This is a genomic window from Alkalimonas amylolytica (assembly GCF_900107845.1).
GTDB classification, from domain to species: Bacteria; Pseudomonadota; Gammaproteobacteria; order Enterobacterales; family Alteromonadaceae; genus Alkalimonas; species Alkalimonas amylolytica.
The window spans coordinates 493,779-515,001 of record NZ_FNRM01000003.1 but is presented as its reverse complement, the minus strand read 5'-3'; the positions used below and the strand labels follow the sequence as shown (position 1 = coordinate 515,001).

Below are 21,223 nucleotides of genomic sequence, written 5' to 3'. Positions count from 1 at the left end.
TGTCATTGCTTTAGCCTAAGTCAGCTTTGGCAGCCTGTCCAGCACCATTGCCTGCCTGGCATCCTTACTCTATGATGGCTGTCTTCTGTGGTTGAAACGAACCTTTGCTATGACGATGCATGCCGCTGGCAAACCCCGACTGTGGCTTTGGTTGCTTTGGCTGGCGCTGTTTTTCAGTGCCTGGGGCTATTTAATGCTGGGCCGGGGGCTGTGGCCGGTAGCGCTGGAGCACTGGCCAATGGCACTGGCGATGGCGATTGGCAGCTACGCCGCCGGCTCCACCCCGATGGGGGGAGGCACCGTTGGTTTTCCGGTGCTGGTATTGTTGTTTGAGCTACCTGCCAGCCTGGGCCGTGATTTTAGTTTTGCCATTCAATCCATTGGCATGGTCAGCGCCAGTATTTTTATTCTGGCAAGGCGACAGCCGATCGCCTGGGCCATGCTGAAAGGCGCCATGCTCGGCTGTCTGCTGGGCTTGCCGCTGGGTATCTTTCTGTTAGCACCTCTGGTGCCGGAACTGTGGATCAAACTGCTGTTTGCGGTGGTGTGGGCCAGCTTTGGCGTGCTGCACCTGTGGCGCTTGCAGGAAATTGCCGGCCATAGTGGCATGACCGAATTTGACGAGCGCTGGGACTTTCGGCTCGGGCTGAATATCGGGGTACTGGCGGGCGCTTTAGTGGTCTCGGTGACCGGCGTTGGCATTGATATGGTGCTTTATACTGCTTTGGTGCTGATTAGCCGGGCTGATCTTAAAATCGCCATTCCTACTTCGGTGGTGATTATGGCCTTTGCCTCGGTGCTGGGTGTGCTGATTAAAGTGGTGCTTGGCCCTGGCCTTGCGCCCGGCGTGTTTGAAAACTGGCTGGCTGCCGCCCCTGTAGTCGCTTTGGGGGCACCTTTAGGGGTTTATATTGTGGCGAAAATTGGCCGCAAGCCAACCTTGTTGGTGGTATCCACCCTTTGTGTTGGCCAGTTTGTCTGGACCCTGTACTCCGAGCAAAGCGTGCTGGGTGTTGGTGGCATGGCTGTAGCTTTGCTGGCAGTGGCTATTTGCCTGTTTGGCTTTGAACACCTGCGCCGTTTTGGTGCTCGTTTGGCGGGTGAGCGTCTGGAGTTTGTTCAGACTCAAGCAGGCACCCAAAAGGGGACTCTGCTACCGGAACTTGCGCCAGAAACGTCCGATTCAAAAGCATCGCCGCTCTAACCCGCAGTGGTCACCGCATAGCGGCTTGCCAGGCGGCTTTCACCCAGGCCACTTTTACGCGTCACCACCAGTTGGGTGGGGATGCGCTCTTTCATCGCTTCAATATGGCTAATCACCCCAATCATCTTGCCGCTGGCATTGAGGTTATCCAATGCATCCAGCGCAATATCCAGCGTTTCGCTGTCCAAAGTGCCAAAACCTTCATCCAAAAACAGCGAATCGATGCTGGTTTTGTGACTGACCAGATCCGACAGTGCCAGCGCGAGCGCCAGACTAACCAGGAAACTTTCGCCGCCCGACAGGGTTTTGGTATCGCGCACCGTATCGCCTTGCCAGGTATCCAGTACGCAGAGCTCTAATCCTTCACCGGCTTTGCGTTGCAATTGGTAGCGGCCATGCAGCCGCTCCAGCTGGCGGTTGGCCAGATGGATTAAATGATCCAGCGTCAAACCCTGGGCAAACTTACGGAATTTAGCGCCATCACGAGAGCCAATCAGGGCATGCAGGTAGCTCAAATCATCCAGCTGGGCTTGTTGCTCGGTTATTTGCGCCAGCAACTGCTGCTGCTCGCTGCGTAAGCGCGTATCTTGCTGCAGCTGGCCGGTGATACTGCCGAGTTGCTGGTTCAGGCTATCCAGTTGTTCATACACCGATTGCAGTTGCTGCTCGGTGTCAGCGACAGAGCTGGCAGCATAGTGGCTTGCTTTTGGATCCTGCTGCAGCTGTTGCAACCGTTGTTCAGCTTGCTGCATGGCAAAGTCCGCTTGCTGTTTTTGTCGCTGCAATTGCTCGCGCAGTTGTGTTAATTGTTGCTTGGCTTCTGGTGAGAGCAAGGCATTTAAAAAGGCTTGTTCATCGGCAAACACTGACTTGTTGAGTACCTCGGTAAAGGCCTGCTGCTGCTCTTTCGTGCGCTGCTGCCATTGCTGCACACTGTCCTGCAGGCTCCGAATGCTGGCTTCCAGCTGCTGCAATGCCTGCTGGTGCTGCTGTTGTTGTTGCCCGGCCTGTTGCTGTTTGTGTTCCAGTTGCTCTAATTGTTGCTCACTTCGCTTACGCTCGGTGGCCGGGTCTTTGTCGGCAAACAGTTGTTGCCGTTTGTCACCAAGCTGCTTGAGTTCGGCTTCGCTGGCCTGAAGTGTTGTGGTTAGCTTTTCCAGCAGTTGTTTGAGTTCCTGCTGCTGTTGCTCCAAGTAATGGCAGTCGCTCTGATGACGTTCCAGTTGCGGCTTTAAGGCGTGCAGTTGTTGCTGCTGTTGCTGCCAACGATCGGCATCTTTTTGTTTTTGTGCCAGGAAATCCGCAAAATCGGCTGCTGCAGGCATGATCTGCAGCTGCGCCTGCACCCGTTGGGTTAACTGCTGCCATTGAGCATCCAGCTGCTGTTGAAGCGTGCCAAGCTCTTGCTGTTCTGTGCTGAGGTTTTGTTGTTGCTGTGCCAGCCGCTCTGCAAGCAGCTGTTGTTGCTGCCGGGCTTGCTGCAGCTGGTTGTCCAGTTGCTGGCCCTGTTGTTGCTGTTGCTGCAGTGCATGGCCAAGCGCACGTAGTTGCTGGATACGGCCGCTAAGCAGCTTTAGCTGGTCCTGTTTGCTGGCGAGCAGTGCGCTCATCGCCGAACTGTCACTGATAGCTGGGGCGCTGATAGCCGGTGCTGTCTGCCGTGCTGATTGCTCCGCCAGCTGCAGCTGCCAATCGTTTTGCAGCTGTTGTTGTTCAGTGGTCAGCCTTTCCTGAGTTGTTTGCAGCTCTGTCAGATGACGCTCACAGCTATCCAGCTCACTGCGAAGCTGCTTGCCTTGTTCTTCCAGGGTCGCCAGCTCCGAAAGGGCCTGATCGCGTTGCTGAATATGATTGCCAGCAGACGGTTCGCCTGAGCTGTGTTCTTGCTCATGGTCATTTTTATGCAGGGCAGGGTGCTGTTCGCTGCCACAGAGCGGGCAGGGGTTGCCAGGCTCAAGCTCTGCCCGGTACTGCGCCAGCTGTTCATCCTGAGTCACCAGGGTGCTGAGTGCTTCGGTCAGTTGGCGTTGCTGACGATACTGTGCTGCCAGTGTTTTGTGCTGCTGTTGTAGCTGTGTACGTTGGCTGGTGAGCTGTTGCAACTGCTGCTGTTTTTCCTGTTGCTGCGCATTATTCTGCTGGTAACGCTGCTGCAATTGCTGCAAGGCATGCAATAACGGCAGCTGCTGGTTAATGGCATCACGCTCGCTTTCGTCTTGTTCCAGGCTGCTGCCTTGCTGGGCATTGAGCAGAGCCTGGCGGGCCTGCTCAAGTTGCTGTTCAGCCTGTTGCTGTTTGGTCTGCAGTGTTTGCACCGCGCTGTGTTGTGCTGTTTGCTGCGAGCTGATGTCAGCGATGTGTTGCTGATAACTAGCCAGCTGTTGCTGCTTGTCTGCCAGCCGTTGTTGCAACTGCTGACAGCTACGGTGCTGTTCGTGCAAACGGCCCAGCTCGCGGCCGAGTGCTTCATCGGCTTTATGCTGCTGCAGGTAGTGCTCAAGTTGCTGCACCGCGGTGGTCTGTTCGGTCAGTAGTTGCAGTTTGTCGTGGTGTTGTTGCTGCAATTGCTGCAGCTTTTGTTGCTGCCTGGCGTGTTCTGATCCTTGCTGCTGATGTTGAGCTGTTAGTTGCTGCAGGCTGAGATCCAGCGGCAGCACCTGTTCGCTCAGTAGCTGTTGCAGTGCTTTGTGCTGGTTTTTCGCTTCGTGCAGCGATTTTTGCAACTGCTGTACTTCGGCATCGGCCGTTTTGAACGCTGTGGCTAGTTCAGGTTGTAGTTGCAGGCGCTCCTGCAGTTGATCTTTGGTTTGCTGTTCATGCTGCTGGCTATCCTGCCAGCGCTGGTACAGGCCACGGATGGCTTCAGCCGGTTCGCTGTCGGCCAGGCGTTTCAGATCCGATGCGGCTTGTTCGAGTGCCTGCTCAGCATGCAACAAAGCAGCCTTGGCATCCTGTTGCTGTTGCTGGTTGTGCTGGCTGGCTTTAAGCCACTCTTGCTGGGCACGAAGTTCTTGTTGTTGCTGGCGTAACGGTTGTTGCTGGCTTTGCAGGCTGTGTTGTTGCTGTATAAGTTCGGCTTGCTGCTCGTCACTCAGTAGTTGCATGCCATCGGCTCTGGCGCTAAGTGCTTGTAGCTGCTGTCTCGCTTCACTGTGCGCATCGTGCACATGCATCGAGATCAAACCATAGATATCGGTGCCGGTCAGCTCTTCCAGTAGTTCGGCGCGATCACTTTCATTGGCCAGCAAAAAGGCGGCAAACTGCCCTTGCGATAGCATCATCGAGCGGGTGAAGCGGGCAAAATCCAGGCCAGTGAGCTGTTCGATCTGGTCGTTTTTCTGCTTGAGTTGGCTGGCCAGCACCTTACCGTTACTGACTTCGGCCAGTTCAACATCGGCCGGTTGCAGCTTGCCATCGGCCTGGCCGCGGGCACGACGCATGCTCCAGTGCGCCCGGTAGACGGTGCCTTTGACGTCAAATTCCACCTCAGCCAGGCAGTCGGCACTGCCGCGGGTCATAATGTCGTTGCTGTTTTGGGTGATCAGGCCAAGCCGTGGCGTCTGGTGATACAGCGCCAGACAAATCGCATCCAAAATGGTGGTTTTACCAGCGCCAGTTGGCCCGGTAATGGCAAAAAGACCGTTATCGGCAAAAGGTGGCTGGGTAAAATCAATGTGCCACTGGCCTTTCAGTGAGTTTAAGTTGGCAAATCGCAGCGACAGGATCTTCATGCCGATGTCTCCCCGGCTTGCACCTCTGCCAGCATCTGTTGGAATAGTTGCTCCAGCCGTTCTTTTCTCGCCTTGGCTGTATCGTCGTCAAAGCTTTCCAGCTCAAGACGCCGGGCAAATACTTCCTTGGGTGTCAGTTCGCTCAGGGTTTCTTTTTGCTGCTGCTCCAGGGCCTGACGCCTTGCGGTGCGGGCCCGGCGTAGCTGCAGTACTTCCACCGCTTTATCGGCACAGAGCGCCTGAATGCGCTGCTGCAAATCCGACAAGTAATCATCCAGCGCTACTTCAATGCTGAGCCAGGTGACGCGGTCAGTTTCTGCCAGACCGGTGCTAGCAGGGTAATCAGCCAGTTGCTGTTCAAGCTGGCTCAGGTTGCCTTTTAACAGCGCCATCGGCTGAAAGCGCGGTACTTCCAGCGGCGTCACTTTATCCAGCTGATCCTTGCTAAATTGCACCAGCAGTACTTGTTTGGCGCTGCCGAGTTCATCGAAACTCAGTGGAATGGGCGAGCCGCTGTAGCGGATGTGTGGCTTTTTACCCACGATCTGAGACCGGTGAATATGGCCCAGTGCAATGTAATCGGCCGGGGGAAAAGCATCAGCGGCAAAGCCATCCAAAGTACCAATGTAAATATCCCGCACCGATTCGGACTGGCTAACGCCTACAGCGCTTAAGTGCCCGCTGGCAATAATGGGCAGCGCAAGCGCCAGTTCCGTGCGCTTGTGAACGGCCAACTGATAAAGTTGTTGGTAATGCTGCTGAATGGCTTCCCCCAGCGCCTGGCGCTTGGCCAGGCCACTGTCCCCGGCCTGGCTTTGCAGCACATCGCGCGGCCGGACAAAAGGCACGGCGCACAGCAGGGCACCTGGGCTGCCATCGCGTTTAGGCAAGGTCAGCAGTTGTTGTGCTGGTTCATCGGTGACACTTGCCACCACATAGGTATTCAGGCAAGCCAGCAGCTGACGCGATTCATTCAATACCGATACCGAGTCGTGATTGCCAGCCAGCACCACCAGGCAAACGCCCAGCCGGTTGCAGCTCACCACGAACTCGTTGTACAACTCGCGGGCATAGCTGGGCGGCGTGCCGGTATCAAACACATCACCGGCTACCAGAATGGCATCGACCTGTTGTTGTTCAGCTTGGTCCAGCAGCCAGTGCAAAAACGCCTGATGCTCAGCTTTGCGGCTTTTGGTGAAAAAGCTTTGGCCGAGGTGCCAGTCGGAGGTGTGAATGATTTTCATACAAGGCTTTGTGCTTACTGATACATTGGGTCATAGACTACCATAGCGTTGGTATTTCGTAGGACGCTTTGCTGGTTTTTAACTAAAAAACAGGCAGTACGGGCTGCCTGTTTTATGGGCTGACTGAGTGTTACGCCCTCACTTTCTGCAAGCGTTGCCAGTCACGAATGACTTCCCAACCAGGAAAGAGGGCAATGATCAGCAAGCTAATCGTCATGCTGCGCTCCAGTTGCTCAGCCGTTATCCAGGACAGCTGTTCTGGCACACTGCTGAAAAACGGACTGGTCCAGGCCAGGATTAAAATTGCAGTCACCAGTAAGGCATTTAGTACCAGGTTGCATTTCAGCAAAGCTTCAGTCCAGTAGCGCTGTTTGAGTTGCCAAAGACTGAGTGCGATACCAAGCAGCAGCAAGGGGCTAAAGGCTTGCAGTAGAAAACGACTACCCATACTGAGTTCTACGGACATGACGACCTCACCCCACAGCGGATACCAAATCAAAATGAGCAAAAAGAGGTAGGTCGCCAAATCGTGAAATACATCACTCAATGAGATCCGTTGCCAGCGGTGATTCAGTTGCGGTAGCTGTAACGGGTCCCAGCTCTGTTGTGCCGTGCAACGCGTTTTTTGCTCCAGGCTCATCGACCAAAACCCCAACGTGATTGCTGTAAACGCTAAGGTTGCATCGCCAATAAATCCACTACCCATGTGTTTTAACAGCAAAAGCAGCCCCATCTGCTCATGCCCTAGCCAGAGCAGGGTCGATTGCACCAGATTAATCAGAAAAATAATGCCCAACACCATAAAAAGGGTAAAGCGAAATAATGGTATCAGATCGGCTCGGATCAAGGGTTGTGGCGGATGAAACTGATAGGCCATCTGTTTGGGGGGCCCCAACTCTTGCAGCACTTGCAACAAGTGCTCTTCATCGGATTGCTCTGGTGTTTGTTCGCGTAGCGCATCCACCTGATCAAGAATGTTTGCTTTCAATTCGCGTGTCACATCCTGCTGCTTGTCGGCAGGCAATTCTTGCTGCACGGCGGCTAAATAGCGTTCCAGTAAGTCCATGGCTAGTGCTCCAGTAGTGGCCCTAAGGCCTTATTCAGTTGTTGCCATTCCTGCGTTAGCTGCGTCAGCAACTCCGCTCCTACTTCCGATAGCTGGTAATAGCGCCGCTCCCGGCCTTCCCCCTGGCGCCATTCGCTGTCCAGCAGGCCCTGATCGGCCAGCCGTCGTACCAGCGGGTACAGGGTGCCTTCATCGATATCGATGCCAGCGTCCTGCAGTTGCTTGCGCAGCGAGTAGCCGTAGTGGGGGGCTTTCAGCGAACCCAGTACTGCCAGTACCAGCACGCCGCGCCGCAGTTCCAGCCGCATTTTGTCCAGTTGCGCTGTGGTCATTGTTGGTTCCTGCTTACTGTGTGTCACATACTGTATGTGACACAGTAATCATATACTAGGTGACACACAGTAACGGTGTCAAGCGTGATAATGGTTATTTTTTGTACCAGCCACAAAAAAGCCGGCACAGGGCCGGCTATCGTGAATTTAGGGCATTAAAGCATGCATGGAGTGAAGCTATCTGGCTGTTTTCACTTTTGAGAGCCGACTGAACGATGGTAGCTCCAAATTTTTCGGTAGTGCTCTACGCCTTGGCGGTATTTTGAAGAACCATACAATTGATGTGCGAGACTAGCCATAGTTATTCCTACCAATCCAGTTAAGCCAACGCCATATGTGCCAGCAAGGAAGGCAAGCAAGGTACCGACAAGCAAAGTGGTAAGGCATGCTCTGTTAAACCAAATCAGAAACCCATGGAAAACGGACCTTCCTCTTGTGACCAAAAAGGTTGCTGTTGCCAGGATAAGCATCAGTATGACTATTGAACCAAGCTCAAAGTAGACCAGTGAGTGCTCATTTAACCAAGACGACAGCAAGGAGGATGTCAAGAACACCGCGAGTGAGAGGCAAATAACCATCAATAAAACGGCCGTAAGCATATGCCAGATACCAGTTGGGAGCATCTGATACTCTGGTAAGACGCTTCTATTTTGGTGACTTTTCTTTTTGGACACTATTCTTCCTTAACTACTACAATCGCTAATTGTCTAAAGCTACCCCCGAGAGCACTTCCAGCATATGCCAGACCTGCACCTGTTGCATCTTTGATTTGACGAAGTGTTGTTGCTTGAATTGCCGCATTGGAATAGCGACGCTCAATCTGGCCGGCTCTTTCCATCATTTTGAGGGTAGAGTTTGAAATGCCTGGTGCATTTGAGCGGGCTATTTCTCTGGACAAGCGCCGACGTTGTTGACGGTTCAAGCCTTGTAATGCTTCGCGGGTTGGGATACCGCTAGCATTAAGAACTTTGATACCACGTATAGTCATTAAACCAGCAGTGGTCGCCCCACCGATGGAGATTATATCAAGTGCCATAGTTGCGTTTTGGTACCAAAGTTCGCTATCAAGCTCGTCGTTTCTGTTTGGGGCTACAATCTCGTTTCTAGTTCGCATGATGCTGTTGCCGCACTGTATGGAGCTTGCAGCTGCTGCGCCATAGGCCATTACAGTGAAAACACTCGAACTACCACCACTGAAAGGAATTGCAGCGCCAGATGTAAAAACGACAAACCAGCTAAGGGCTGCGGCACCACATGATAAAACAGCCCCTGCGGCTTCAGATACTATACGACTTTCTCGTGGGTTATTCTTTACTTCAGATATATAAGTTGATGCGGAAAGGCCTATAGGTGGCTCACGAAGCACAATATTTACTGGTTTAATAAAACAAAGTGGTTCAAATTCCCTTAGGGTGACCGCAGTACCTCGACTATCAATGAACATAACTCCAGCACCAACAAGAGAAATATCATCATCAATTGCCCTGAACAGACGGTCTTGATTAATTAGATGAGACAAACGACGACGAAGGTTTTGTTCATTATATGAATTGAAGCCAAGCGGTAGTGATGAAGCCATTTATAAGTCCCTTTGCTGAAAATCTAGGTTTTTAAACTTTACCTCTCTATTGTTTCCGGGATGTTAAATGCTTGGGTTTTTAGTGTCAATTTAATCCTGTCTGCGTACACAGAAAAACACTATATTTTGCAAAATTAACTGCAAACTGAAATATAACTAAGCCTGATACAGCTCCAGTGGCAATCCATCCGGATCCTGAAAGAAGGTGAAGGCTTTGTCGGTGTAGGGATCGATGCGAATGGGCTCGACGGCGACACCTTGCTGTTCCAGATAAGCTTTCACCTTGGCGACATCCTCCACCACAAAGGCTAAATGACGCAGTCCTTGCGCTTCGGGTTGGCTCGGCCTTGGCGGCGGGGCCGGGAAAGAAAACAGCTCCAGCTGACTGCCGTCCGGCAGTTGCAAATCCAGCTTCCAGGAGTTGCGCTCTGCCCGGTAGTTTTCTGCCAGGATAGGTAGTTGCAACAGCTGATGATAGAAGGTTTTTGAGCGCTGATAATCGGAGCAAATAATGGCCAGGTGATGAATGCCTTGGAGCATAGCAATCTCAATCATTTAGGAAGTACAGAATGCGATAGATTCTATAACACTTAATCACAGTTTTCACGGTGCGCAGGCCTATACTGATGTCTCTATCTGGCGTCTAAACTCATAGCTCATTATTAAGGAGGATGCGATGCGATATCTGAGCCTTGTTTTTGCAGCGCTGGTTATCACAGGTTGCGGCGATTCGGACTCTGTTGCACCACCGGTACAACAAGAGCCTGCGCCTGTTGGTTATCAGTACAGTCAATCCAACTTGCCCAGGGATTTGCAGCCCCAGATCAGTGCGGCTGCATTTGAGCAGTTCATTGATAACAACAATGACTTTGCTTTAAAGCTTTACCAGTGGCAGGCCGGAAAAAATGAAAACCTGTTCTTTGCCCCTGTGTCTGTATCACTGGCGATGGCCATGAGCTACGCCGGAGCCCGTCAGCAGACGGCTACGGAAATGGCAACGGCACTAAATTTCCAGCTGCCGGATGAACAACTGCACTCAGCCATCAATAAATTGCTGTTACGGTTGCATGAGACTGCCACTACAGGTGATTACCCTATCACCTTCAACCTCACTCAGGCCAGCTGGTTAGAGCAAAGTTATGTTGTGCTGCCTGAGTACCTGGATCTGTTGGCAGTGCATTACGACGCAGGTGTGCATCAGATTGATTTTAAAGAGCAACCTGACAAAGCCAGATCAACGATTAACAACTGGGTAGCTGAACAAACCGAAGGCAAACTTACTGAACTGTTATCTGATGGCAGCGTGACCACAGATACCCGGCTGATGTTGTTAAACACCATGTTTTTCAAAGCAAACTGGGCGCAGCCATTTAAACCAGCAGATACCCAGCAGGCAGACTTTTTCCTTTTGGATGGCAGTGCAGTACAGGTTCCGCTGATGCAGCAGAATGCAGTTAGAGCCTTGTATGCGGAAGGTGCTGGCTATCAGGTTATTCGTTTAGCCTATGCCAATCAGCAGTTTGCTATGCTGGTGCTGGTACCGGCTGAAGGCAACTTCGCCGCCTTTGAGGCTGAGCTGAACCTGAATCGGCTGCAGCAGATCCGTCAGCAACTGAGTGAGCATTTGGTGGATCTGAAGCTGCCGAAGTTTCAATGGCAACACGAACTCAATTTAAAAACCGTGTTGCAGGATTTCGGTATGCACGAGGCGTTTCAACCCGGCAGTGCTGACTTTTCCGGTATCGATGGTACACAATCTCTGTTTGTTGGCTCGGCGGTGCATCAGGCTGTCATTGATGTGGATGAATATGGGACTGAAGCAGCTGCGGCAACTGCTGTGGAGATGGGCGTCACCAGTGCCCCACCTCCGGCTGTACTGACAGTCAATCGTCCCTTTATCTATCTGATTGAAGAGCAGGACACCGGTTCCATTTTGTTTATGGGACGTATACTGCAGCCTTAAGTTCGGATTCTGACTCTGCATCTTGCCATCCAGTAACGGCATTGCTGGATGGCCAACAGTTAAGGCAGGGTTCACGCTGCCTGGCTATGCTGGGCCAGATATCAGCGTTTCTTGATGAGGTTTTACCATGCGAACCATGCTAGTAACTGTGGCCCTAAGTGCCTTGATTCCGTTTGCAACTCAAGCCAGCCCGGTGCCAGATTTTCCTTTTGTAACAGTGACCGGCTCTGCCCAAATGGAAGTGGCGCCGGATTCGGCCCGTATTTCCTTGGTGATCCGCGCCAATGCCGAAACAGCGGATGCGGCTACCAGTTCGGTGTACCAGCAAGGGCGCAGCTTGCTAAGCTATTTACAAAGCAAAGGGGTGGAGCTGGGGGATATAGAAGCGGCTCAGATCAACAAAGAGGCAACTTATCAGGATTACAGCAGCCGCGTGATTACCGGTTATGCGGCGACCCAGCCCGTATTTGTGCAGCTGCGCAGCATTGAGCATTACATCGCTATTATGGATCACTTATTCAAGCAGCCGCATATCTTCTCAATCCAGGGCCAGTTTGAAACCAGCAAGAAAGAGCAACTGGAGCAGGAGCTGATGGCCAAGGCCGGGGCCGATGCCCGTCAGCGCGCTGAACGGTTGGCAAAAGCTCAGGGAGCTGGCATTCACTCGGTCTTTGCCATCAGTGAAGGTAGCCGAAGCTGGGGCAGCTTAAGCTCTGATTTTGGCTTTGGCGCGGGCAGTGGTGTCTATGGGGTGCAGATGCGCGCCAGTGCCGATATGGCTGAAAGCAGCCTGGTGCTGCCGAAGCACATCCGTATTCAGCAATCGGTGAACGTGATTTACCGGCTGGAGCCTTAATCTTTGTCAACGCAGGGGCTGGGTGTCCAGGGCGCTGCATTTCCAGGCCAAAGCCACTGGCGCTTGCGCTCAAGCGGGCTAAAGGTATAACTGTTTGCTGCCGGTAACTGCGCAAGCTGGCATTGCACCACCAAGTCGTAGTTTTGATCTGCGCTAAGTTCGTTGAGCAACACTGGTTGGCCAGCGCGCTGCAACAACAGACAGCTGGCTCCAGCGCTATCCCGATAGTCCTGGCTTTGCAGTGGCTCCTGGCCTTGCAAGCCCGCGACCAACAGCAGTGGTGGGGCGCCACAGCGTATGATGTGCAGGACGCTATCGCCTTGGCGGTAATGCAAAACAGCAGCCCGCGCTTCTGTATCGGGTAAATCGGCCTCGGCGGTGTAATGCACGATGCTGCAGCCCGACAAACTCAGTATCAGTATAAAAAATAGTGTTTTCATTTTACCCCCAAAGCATCGCTACTAAACGTAAGCCTAATGACGGATCTTGCCAGTAAGCGGTATGCGCCAGTAACCAGCGCTGACCGGTGTTGACGTAATGACCATGCAATAACCAGCCTTTGTCATCGCAGCCTTTGCGATACCGCAGCTCGAGAGGCCCTTCTGTGCCCTCTACTTCAACTTTACTGCCAAACACCCGGCCGCTAACGATGGGATCATGTCGGCTGTAAAAGTTGTGCCAGGGCAGTCGCTCATGTTGTGCGGGGAGGGGAAGCAGGGTGACTTTTGGAAAGATGGGCCAGGGGCCGATTTGTAAATCCAGCCCCAGCGGGCTACCCATGGTTACCAGCCCCTGCACTGGCCAGAGGCGACGGTCTTCGCCCTGAAAAAGTCCGGGCTCTGCAATCAGTTCGTTCAGTACCTGCAAGGCATAAAAGCTGCCCAGGCTATGGGCCAGCAACAGTACCCGGTGGCCTTGCTGATGGGATTGCAGGATCTGCTGGCGCAGTCCAGCGCGAATACTCGCTGCTGTACTAGCCTGGCCGGCAGCTATCACCACATCGCCAATCAAATCTACCGTCATCGTCAAGGCACGTCGGGTTAGTGGTCGACCACGGGCAATGGCGGTTGCCAGTTGTTTTCCAAGTTGCACGGTGGGATGGGCGTCGTTTTTGTCTTCATACAGGTATTGCAGCACCTGATAATCTTCGCAGATGTGGCTGGCTGCAAGCACTCGATCTACCAACCGACGAACGGATTTATCCAGTGAAATCTGCTGGTTACTGCCGGTCTGTACACCATGCACCACCAGAATATGGGGGGCTTTGCTAAGATCTACGGCCATGGCCTGGTACCAAATGTAACAGAATCGTTTGATTCTAGTACAAATCGTGACCAGATCAACCTGGCTGTAAGGGGGACAAGCTATTTTGGCTCAAACTGCTGTTGTAAATAAGCCATGATATCGTTGGATTCATACAGCCAGCGTACTTCTTTATGCTCATTCTCAATACGTAAACAAGGTACCTTTACCCGGCCACCGCCTGCTTCAAGCTCCGCTCTGTGAGCGGCATTGTGCTGAGCATCCCGCTTTTCGATATTCAGGTTAAGTCGGGCTATTTCTTTACGTACCTTGATGCAAAAAGGACAGGCCAAAAACTGATACATCACCAACTGCTGGCAGGCTTGATCGACCTCCAGTTGTGCGCTTGGATCACGCTTTATCGGTGTTGGTGTACTGAGCTTTTCAGTAAGCAGTAGAAAGGGAGTTACTATCAGGCGGATAGAACGGAAAAATAAACGGACAACAACGCGCATAAAGGACTCTATTGATTTCGAACAAGTTACTGTATTCGGAGCGGCATTTTAGCATATTCGGCTATTTAAACACAGCGCTTGCGAAAGCACGTTGCTTGGTTGGCACTTTATTCGGAACGGGTTGTTGTGGATCCTACATTTCTTGCAAGTTGCCGCGTTATGGCTGTTTGGATAATCAGACTCTTGCTACTATCTAAGCCAATGTGAAAAAGGTGATAAGGTGCCGTTGTATGATGTCCTCGACCTACCCGATAGGTACAGCAAACACGCCATGGGGCGAAGTTGAAAAGGCTGCATGGTTAAAGCAGCAGCAAATTCAGCGCAGTTATCAAAGTGATGTGCTAAGCCAGCTGAATGCACTGCAACAGGATTTTGATGTGGAGCAGTATGGTCGGTTGGATCACCGGGAGCTGGTTGGTGCTGACTACCCGCTGTTTGCGGTAAAAAGTCGTTGCTGGGATCCGGCCAAACCCTCGGTGCTGGTAACCGGTGGCGTGCACGGCTATGAGACCAGCGGGGTGCATGGTGCCTTGGCTTTTTTACGTCAGCAAGCACTGAGTTACAGCCAGCATTTCAACCTGCTGGTGCTGCCTTGTGTAAGCCCCTGGGGCTATGAGACCATCAACCGCTGGAATCCAAAGGCGGTGGATCCCAATCGCTCATTTACCAAGCAAAACCTGACTATCCCAAGCCCGGCACCGGAGTCGGCCCAGGCAATGCAATATGTGCAGTCAGTCACTGCCAACTGGCTGGCACACATCGATTTGCACGAAACCACCGACAGCGACAACAGCGAGTTCCGCCCGGCCAAAGCAGCACGCGATGGCACCGTCAATACCAACTGGAATATCCCGGATGGTTTTTATCTGGTGGGGGATACGAAGCAGCCCGCCCCCGCCTTTCAGCAAGCCATTATCGAGGCGGTAGCAAAGGTCACTCATATTGCCGAGCCGGATGAGCAGGGCTGCTTGATTGGTGAGCCTCTGGTGCAGTCAGGGGTGATTTTGTACGATACCAAAGGAGCCGGGCTATGCGCAGGCATGACCGATGCGGCTTTTGTTACCACCACGGAGGTCTACCCGGACAGTCCGCGCAGCACGCCGGAAAACTGTGTGCTGGCTCAGCAAGCCGCTATTTGTGGTGCGCTGGATTACCTGCTTAATCAGCGCTAGCGTCCGGTAGCAGCTCGCTTATAAGTTGCCCGGCACTTTGCTGGTTCAGGTAGCGCGGCACCGCATAGGTAAAGCGGGCTTCGGCCAGCGCTGCTTTGGCAATGGCGGCAATATCGGATGCTTGCAGCTGCGGTACTTTGTTGGCAATTCCAAAGCTTTGATTCAGTTGAATAATGTGATCAATCAGGGCCAGCGCGGCCTGCTGATCACTTTGCGTACTACTTGCCAATTGGCAATGACGAGCAAGGCTGGCCATGCGCTTTTCACAAGCCGGTAGAGAAAACGCCAGCACAGAGGGCATCACCATGGCATTGGCTAATCCATGGGGGATATGATAGTGGGCACCAAGCTGATGGGCGATGGCATGAATGTAACCCACGCCTGCCACGGTAAAGGCTTTACCGGCCAAGTGAGAGGCTTCGGCCATCTGTTGGCGTGCTTCCAGATCTGCACCGTGTGCAAAGGCGCGCGGTAAATGACTAAAAATCGCCTGGGCTGCCGCCAGTGCCTGCTGATCGGTTGTGCGGGTGGCATTTCGTGATAAATAGGCCTCAATGGCGTGGGTAAGCGCATCCATGCCGGTGCTGGCGGTGATGGCAGGCGGAAGCCCGGCCATCAGATGAGCATCCAGGGCGGCAGCTTTGGGCAGCAAACGCACATCAATTAAGGGCAGCTTTCGCTGGCGCTCCGGATCCGACACCACGGCTGCGATGGTCACTTCAGAGCCGGTACCCGCCGTGGTGGGAATGGCGTAGACCGGCAGCATGCCACGCCACACCCTGAGCATGCCAGTCATTTTTAACACCGACTTTTTATTTTTTGCCCGGGCGCCAATCAGTTTGGCGGCATCTATCACCGAGCCACCACCAACCGCCAGCAAGGCGTTGGCATCGGCTGCCACCAGCGCTTGATAACCGGCTTCAATTTGCGCATTGACTGGATCCGGTGTGATCTGATCGAACATCTGGTAGCGAATACCAAGGCTTTCGAGTTCTGCAAGTAAGGGATCAAGCAAACCCAGCTGCCGCAAGGCACTATCAGTTACCAGCAGCAAGCCGCCGGTTTCCTGCTGCTGAATATGCTGCAGCAACAAGCGGCTGCTACCAGGGCCTTGAAAGACCCTCGGCCAGCGAAAGGGCAGCAAAGCCGTGCCCATTTTCAAAGCCATCATGTACAGGCGTAAGGCCATTTTTTCCAGGGTAAACCGCATGTTGCTAAACCAGTGATGGTGAATACTTAGGTTTGTACACCAATTAAAGCGGCTATGCAAAGTCAATTGCCAGCCTAAGCGGCATGCAGTAGGGTAGATGCAGACAAACCCCTGGGAGAGATTCGATGAAACAAAGAATAGGATGGATAAGCTTGGTGTTGCTGCTGGCAGGGTGCAACCCGCACATGCAAAATAGTACCAATGGAGCTCCTGCAGCCGACAGCCAGCCGTTTGAACAGTTTTTTCAGGCCCTGGCACAGCACTGCGGCAAAGCTTACCCCGGTGGTTTGACATTGGAGCCGCAAGGCGATGACATGCTAACGGGGACTGAGCTGTTGATTGTGCATTTCCGGGAGTGCAGTGACGATCAGCTGAAATTACCTTTTCATATCGAGCTGGAAGCAAGCCAAAGCTGGGATCGCTCCCGCACCTGGATCATCAGTCGCCATGCCGATGGCCTGGAGCTCCGGCACGATCACCGCAAAGCCGATGGCAGTGACGACAGCAACACCATGTATGGCGGGTTCACCGTTGGCGAAGGCTCTGTCATCACGCAGCAGTTTCAATCGATCCCGCGTACTGAAGAATCGGGCTATTTTCGTGGCTGGCGCATCGAAATTGAACCCGGAGTGCGTTACACCTATGGCACAGTCCGTGGTGACAACTGGAGCTGGCGCATTGATTTTGACTTAACCGAACCTTTGACGGAGCAGCCACCGGCACCTTGGGGCCATGATTAAATAATGCGCTTTTTTCGGGCATGGCATTGCGCTAAGGCTGCATTTCGCGTAGATTAGCGCCCCTTTTGCTGCAACCATCCGAGACACTGAAAAGCATGATTTCTGCCGCCAATATCACCATGCAGTTTGGCTCCAAACCGCTGTTTGAAAACATTTCCGTTAAATTTGGCCAGGGCAACCGTTATGGCCTGATTGGTGCCAACGGCTGCGGTAAGTCCACCTTTATGCGCATTTTAAGTGGTGAGCAGGAGCCTTCTGCTGGCAATGTTTCGGTCGAGCCCAATATGCGGGTTGGTAAGCTGCGGCAGGATCAATTCGCCTACGAACAGTTCAGCATTGTTGATACGGTGATTATGGGCCATGAAGAACTGTGGCAGGTAAAAGCCGAGCGTGATCGCATCTATGGCAGTGCCGAGATGAGCGAAGAAGACGGCATGCGGGTGGCCGATCTGGAAGTGCAGTTTGGCGAAATGGATGGTTACACTGCCGAAGCCCGTGCTGGCGAGTTGCTGATTGGCGTTGGCATTCCGGTCGAGCAGCATTTTGATTTGATGTCGACGCTGGCACCAGGCTTAAAGCTAAGGGTACTGTTGGCGCAGGTGCTGTTCTCCAATCCGGATATCATGCTGTTGGATGAACCGACCAACAACCTGGATATTCATACCATTCGCTGGCTGGAGAATGTGCTGGCCGAGCGCAGCAGCACCATGGTGATCATTTCGCACGATCGGCACTTCTTAAACCGGGTATGTACCCATATGGCCGATATCGATTACGGTGAGCTTCGGCTTTATCCGGGCAATTACGATCAGTACATGTTTGCGGCCACTCAGGCCCGGGAGCAATTACTGAACGAGAATGCCAAGAAGAAAGAGCAAATCGCTGAGCTGCAAAGTTTTGTCAGCCGTTTTTCGGCCAATGCCTCCAAAGCCAAGCAGGCCACGTCGCGAGCCAAGCAGATTGAGAAAATTCAGTTGGCGGAAGTCAAGGCATCCAGTCGCGTTAACCCTTTTATTCGTTTTGAGCAGCATAAGCAGCTGTATCGTCAGGCACTGGAATTAAAAGATGTGCAAAAGAGCTTTGATGAGCTGGCGGTATTAAAAGGTGTATCCGCTCTGATTGAAGTGGGCGAAAAAGTGGCGGTAATTGGTGCCAACGGTATTGGTAAAACCACCTTGCTCAAATGCCTGATGGGTGAATATCAGGTAGACTCAGGTCTGGTGAAATGGTCAGAGAATGCCGAAATTGGCTATTATGCTCAGGATCATGCCTATTTGTTCCAGCACAAAATGACGGTGTTTGACTGGATGTTGCAATGGAAGCAGCCGCAGCAGGATGAACAGGCCGTGCGTGCTGTGCTTGGCCGCATGCTGTTTTCCAAAGACGATATTTTAAAGCCGGTCACAGCCTTATCGGGTGGTGAGAAAGGCCGGATGATTTTTGGCAAGTTGATGCTGCAGCGGCCCAATATTCTGTTAATGGATGAGCCGACCAACCACCTGGATATGGAATCCATTGAATCCCTAAACCAGGCCCTGCTGGATTTTCCGGGTACCCTGATTTTTGTTAGTCACGATCGGGAGTTTGTCTCCTCACTGGCCACCCGCATCATTGAAATCACTGCCGATGGCGTGCGTAACTTTGCCGGTAGCTACGATGACTATTTGAAAGAGCAAGACCAACAACAACGCTAAGTTGTGACTCCATCAACAAACCCGGCTTCGGCTGGGTTTCTCTTATCTGGCTCGACGAATAGTCATTGCTGTGCTTAGATCAGACAAAGCAGCTCACCGTCAAAGCACTGAACTTTATAGTTAGTTTAGCGTTTTATTTTGCAGGAACCTGTATGTCACTGCTGGCATTTGCCGATCATACAACCGACTTCAGTCAGGCCCTTAGTGGTAGCCATCAGCCCTTACTGGTGCTGTTGTCGTTGCTGATTGCCATTTTGGCTGCCCATACCAGTTTTAACTTCGGCCAGTTAATGCGCTCTACCCGTTCCATCCACATCCGTCGACTTTGGCATGGCCTGGGTGCCATCGCCTTGGGAGGCGGCGTTTGGGCCATGCACTTTACTGGCATGATGGCCTTTGAGCTGCCGGTGCAAGTGGACTATCAGTTGGGGGCTACTTTATTGTCGATAGTCCCGGCCGTGCTGGCAGCCGCCGTGATTTTGCATGTGGTTGCCATGCCGAAGATCCATTGGCGTGGCATCGTGTTGGGTGGCTTTTTGATGGGTGCCGGTATTGGCATTATGCATTACACCGGTATGGCCGCTATGGTGCTTCAGGCCGAGCGGTTGTATCGGCTGGATCTTTTTATTGTTTCCGTGCTGGTAGCTGTGGTGCTGGCCACTTTGGCGCTGTCAGTGCGGCCATTGCTACGTCCTTTCATTACTCAACATGAGATCCTGAAGCTGATCAGTGCCGTGGTGATGGGGCTGGCGATTGCCAGTATGCATTACCTGGCGATGCATGCTACCTTGTATCTGCCCGCTGAGACGATTCAAGGCTTGAGTGGCGTTCATATTAGCAAAGCTACGCTAGGAGCTTTGGCGGTGATGGTTGCAGTTGGACTGCTTGTTATCGCTGCCGTGGCGGTTAGGATGCGTCAGCGCTTGCAGCATATGGAAAAGGAAAGCAGCCAATCGGAGCGCATGGCATTGCTCTGGTCACAGCGGATGCAGCGTATTTCCGAGCGGGTACCCGGGCTGGTGTATCAGTTCAAACTCAGCAGCGACGGGCGCTTTACTTTTCCTTATGCCAGTGAAGCCATTCGTGATATTTATCGAATTTCTCCGCAACAGGCTGCGCTGGATGCTTCCAGGGTGATGGATGTGATTCACCCGGACGATCGGGAAGGCATGCTGCGCTCGATAGAGCGCTCAGCAGCCGATTTCTCGCCCTGGAATTATGAATACCGAGTGCTGGATGAACAAGGAAATAGCCGCTGGGTGCTGGGCAACTCGGTACCGGAGCAAGAGGCGGATGGCATTAGCTGGTTCGGTTTTATTACCGACATTACTGAGCGCAAGGCAGCCGATGAGACCATTCATCGGCTGGCATATTACGATGAGTTAACCGGGCTTTATAACCGGAAGAAAATTCTGCTTTGCTTGCAGGAGCTATTGCAGGAGATGGCGCATAGTGGTTATTTTGCTGCGGTTATCTACCTTGATTTGGATGATTTCAAACGGCTGAATGATACGCTTGGCCATCAGGCTGGCGATCAGTTGTTAATGCAGGTCGCCCATCGAATAGCTCAGGAAATGCCGACAACAACCTTTTGTGGCCGCTTAAGTAGCGATGAGTTTGTCATGGTGTTGGGACGCTTGCCTGCGATCCCAACTTTGGCGCGGGATATTACCGAGCAGCAGGCTGAGCAGCTGTTGGTCCGGTTACAGCAGCCTTTTGCCATCAGTGGTCATCAGTACAACAGCTCGGTTAGTGTTGGGGTCTATACTTTCTCTGCAGAGGAACAAGCCGAGGAGTGCCTAAAGCGGGCTGATCTGGCGATGAGCTATGCCAAGCAGGCCGGCGGTAGCGAGGTACGGTTTTTCGACCCACAAATGCTGGCAGAGGTGGAGCAACGCTTTGAACTGGAGCAGGCCATCAGCAGGGCGCTGGTGGCTGACGAGTTTATGTTGTTTTATCAGCCTCAGTTAACAGAGGCGGGCCAGGTGATCGCTGTCGAAGCATTGATCCGTTGGCGGCATCCACAATGGGGCATGATTTCGCCGGCCTACTTTATTCCCTTGGCAGAAGAGTCCAGTCAAATTGAGGCCATTGGCCACTGGGTATTGCAGCAAGCCTGTTTGCAATTGCAGCGTTGGCAACAGCAGCCCCGGTTGGCTGACTTGTGTATCTCGGTCAATATCAGCGTGCGTCAATTTTATCAGCCAGATTTTGTGCGTTTGATGTCGGACTTGCTTGCCCGGTATCAGGTGGATCCGGCACAACTGACGCTGGAGCTCACTGAAAGCCTGGTATTAACGGATTTGGATGACGCGGTGCATCGCATGCAGCAGCTAAAAGCACTGGGTCTGCGCTTTGCCATGGATGACTTTGGTACCGGTTATTCATCCTTGTCTTATTTATCCCGCTTGCCCTTTGATGAAGTGAAAATTGACCAACACTTTGTCCGGCAAAGTGAAGATGGCGAGAAAACCAGAGACTGGGCCATTGTCGAGGCCATCATCGGCATTGCCAACACCTTTGGCATGGCGCTGGTGGCAGAAGGCGTTGAAACAGAAGCGCAGCGCCAGCTACTACTGGCTAGTGGTTGTTATTGTTTTCAGGGGTATTTGTTTGCTAAGCCGCAGGCCGTAGCTGACTTCGAGTCATGGTTTAGCCAAAGATAAATCCAGCTT

17 protein-coding genes are annotated in these 21,223 nt (G+C 52.7%); 7 read left to right on the top strand and 10 right to left on the bottom strand.

The features are described from left to right. Positions 1–109: 109 nt before the first annotated feature. A complete protein-coding gene (locus BLW37_RS08700; protein WP_091341907.1) occupies positions 110–1,204 on the top strand; it encodes a sulfite exporter TauE/SafE family protein in 1,095 nt (364 codons plus the stop codon). On the opposite strand, the gene BLW37_RS08695 is transcribed toward BLW37_RS08700, so the two are convergent. The 6 genes from BLW37_RS08695 to gloA2 form a co-directional block, all read right to left on the bottom strand. Beyond that, on the bottom strand, positions 1,201–4,935 hold the full coding sequence (locus tag BLW37_RS08695) for an AAA family ATPase (RefSeq protein WP_091341906.1): 3,735 nt from the start codon (positions 4,933–4,935) through the stop codon (positions 1,201–1,203). The two genes, BLW37_RS08700 and BLW37_RS08695, sit on opposite strands and share 4 nt — an antisense overlap. Further along, positions 4,932–6,179, bottom strand: coding sequence for an exonuclease subunit SbcD (gene sbcD / locus BLW37_RS08690; protein WP_091341904.1), 1,248 nt, complete (start codon positions 6,177–6,179; stop codon positions 4,932–4,934). Before sbcD ends, BLW37_RS08695 begins: the two co-directional genes overlap by 4 nt. A 130-nt stretch (positions 6,180–6,309) precedes the next feature. Next, a complete protein-coding gene (locus BLW37_RS08685) occupies positions 6,310–7,245 on the bottom strand; it encodes an HAAS signaling domain-containing protein (RefSeq protein ID WP_091341902.1) in 936 nt (311 codons plus the stop codon). Positions 7,246–7,247: 2 nt separating this feature from the next. Next, positions 7,248–7,577, bottom strand: coding sequence for a PadR family transcriptional regulator (locus BLW37_RS08680; RefSeq protein ID WP_091341900.1), 330 nt, complete (start codon positions 7,575–7,577; stop codon positions 7,248–7,250). A 673-nt stretch (positions 7,578–8,250) separates the two neighbouring features. Next, a complete protein-coding gene (gene ssp4, locus BLW37_RS18605) occupies positions 8,251–9,156 on the bottom strand; it encodes an Ssp4 family T6SS effector (protein ID WP_139243685.1) in 906 nt (301 codons plus the stop codon). 156 nt (positions 9,157–9,312) lie between these two features. Further along, positions 9,313–9,696, bottom strand: coding sequence for an SMU1112c/YaeR family gloxylase I-like metalloprotein (gloA2, locus tag BLW37_RS08665; RefSeq protein WP_091342051.1), 384 nt, complete (start codon positions 9,694–9,696; stop codon positions 9,313–9,315). Between the two features lie 136 nt (positions 9,697–9,832). Here gloA2 and BLW37_RS08660 point away from each other — a divergent pair, with 136 nt between their 5' ends. Beyond that, positions 9,833–11,119, top strand: a complete 1,287-nt coding sequence (locus BLW37_RS08660) for a serpin family protein (RefSeq protein ID WP_091341895.1) — start codon at positions 9,833–9,835, stop codon at positions 11,117–11,119. A gap of 127 nt (positions 11,120–11,246) precedes the next feature. Further along, on the top strand, positions 11,247–11,975 hold the full coding sequence (locus tag BLW37_RS08655; RefSeq protein ID WP_245785664.1) for an SIMPL domain-containing protein: 729 nt from the start codon (positions 11,247–11,249) through the stop codon (positions 11,973–11,975). On the opposite strand, the gene BLW37_RS08650 is transcribed toward BLW37_RS08655, so the two are convergent. The 3 genes from BLW37_RS08650 to BLW37_RS08640 all read right to left on the bottom strand — a co-directional run bounded on the left by BLW37_RS08650 (position 11,972) and on the right by BLW37_RS08640 (position 13,732). Continuing rightward, positions 11,972–12,415 (bottom strand): hypothetical protein, encoded by a 444-nt coding sequence (locus tag BLW37_RS08650; protein ID WP_091341893.1) that lies wholly within the window; start codon positions 12,413–12,415, stop codon positions 11,972–11,974. The genes BLW37_RS08655 and BLW37_RS08650 overlap by 4 nt on opposite strands. A 1-nt stretch (position 12,416) precedes the next feature. Then, a complete protein-coding gene (locus BLW37_RS08645; RefSeq protein WP_091341892.1) occupies positions 12,417–13,259 on the bottom strand; it encodes a hypothetical protein in 843 nt (280 codons plus the stop codon). An 80-nt stretch (positions 13,260–13,339) separates the two neighbouring features. Further along, a complete protein-coding gene (locus BLW37_RS08640) occupies positions 13,340–13,732 on the bottom strand; it encodes a glutaredoxin family protein (RefSeq protein ID WP_091341890.1) in 393 nt (130 codons plus the stop codon). Positions 13,733–13,962: 230 nt separating this feature from the next. Here BLW37_RS08640 and BLW37_RS08635 point away from each other — a divergent pair, with 230 nt between their 5' ends. Beyond that, a complete protein-coding gene (locus BLW37_RS08635; RefSeq protein ID WP_091341888.1) occupies positions 13,963–14,904 on the top strand; it encodes a M14 family metallopeptidase in 942 nt (313 codons plus the stop codon). Here the strand turns inward: BLW37_RS08635 and BLW37_RS08630 are convergent. After that, positions 14,891–16,114: an iron-containing alcohol dehydrogenase gene (locus BLW37_RS08630; RefSeq protein WP_091341887.1), complete on the bottom strand. Its 1,224-nt coding sequence runs from the start codon at positions 16,112–16,114 to the stop codon at positions 14,891–14,893. The two genes, BLW37_RS08635 and BLW37_RS08630, sit on opposite strands and share 14 nt — an antisense overlap. Positions 16,115–16,239: 125 nt before the next feature. Between BLW37_RS08630 and BLW37_RS08625 the strand changes: the two genes are divergently transcribed. The 3 genes from BLW37_RS08625 to BLW37_RS08615 all read left to right on the top strand — a co-directional run bounded on the left by BLW37_RS08625 (position 16,240) and on the right by BLW37_RS08615 (position 21,214). Then, positions 16,240–16,854, top strand: coding sequence for a hypothetical protein (locus tag BLW37_RS08625; RefSeq protein ID WP_139243684.1), 615 nt, complete (start codon positions 16,240–16,242; stop codon positions 16,852–16,854). Between the two features lie 95 nt (positions 16,855–16,949). After that, positions 16,950–18,548 carry an ABC-F family ATPase gene (locus tag BLW37_RS08620; protein WP_091341884.1) on the top strand — a complete coding sequence of 533 codons (1,599 nt, stop codon included), beginning with the start codon at positions 16,950–16,952 and terminating at the stop codon, positions 18,546–18,548. Between the two features lie 152 nt (positions 18,549–18,700). Beyond that, a complete protein-coding gene (locus BLW37_RS08615; RefSeq protein ID WP_091341882.1) occupies positions 18,701–21,214 on the top strand; it encodes an EAL domain-containing protein in 2,514 nt (837 codons plus the stop codon). Positions 21,215–21,223 lie beyond the last annotated feature (9 nt).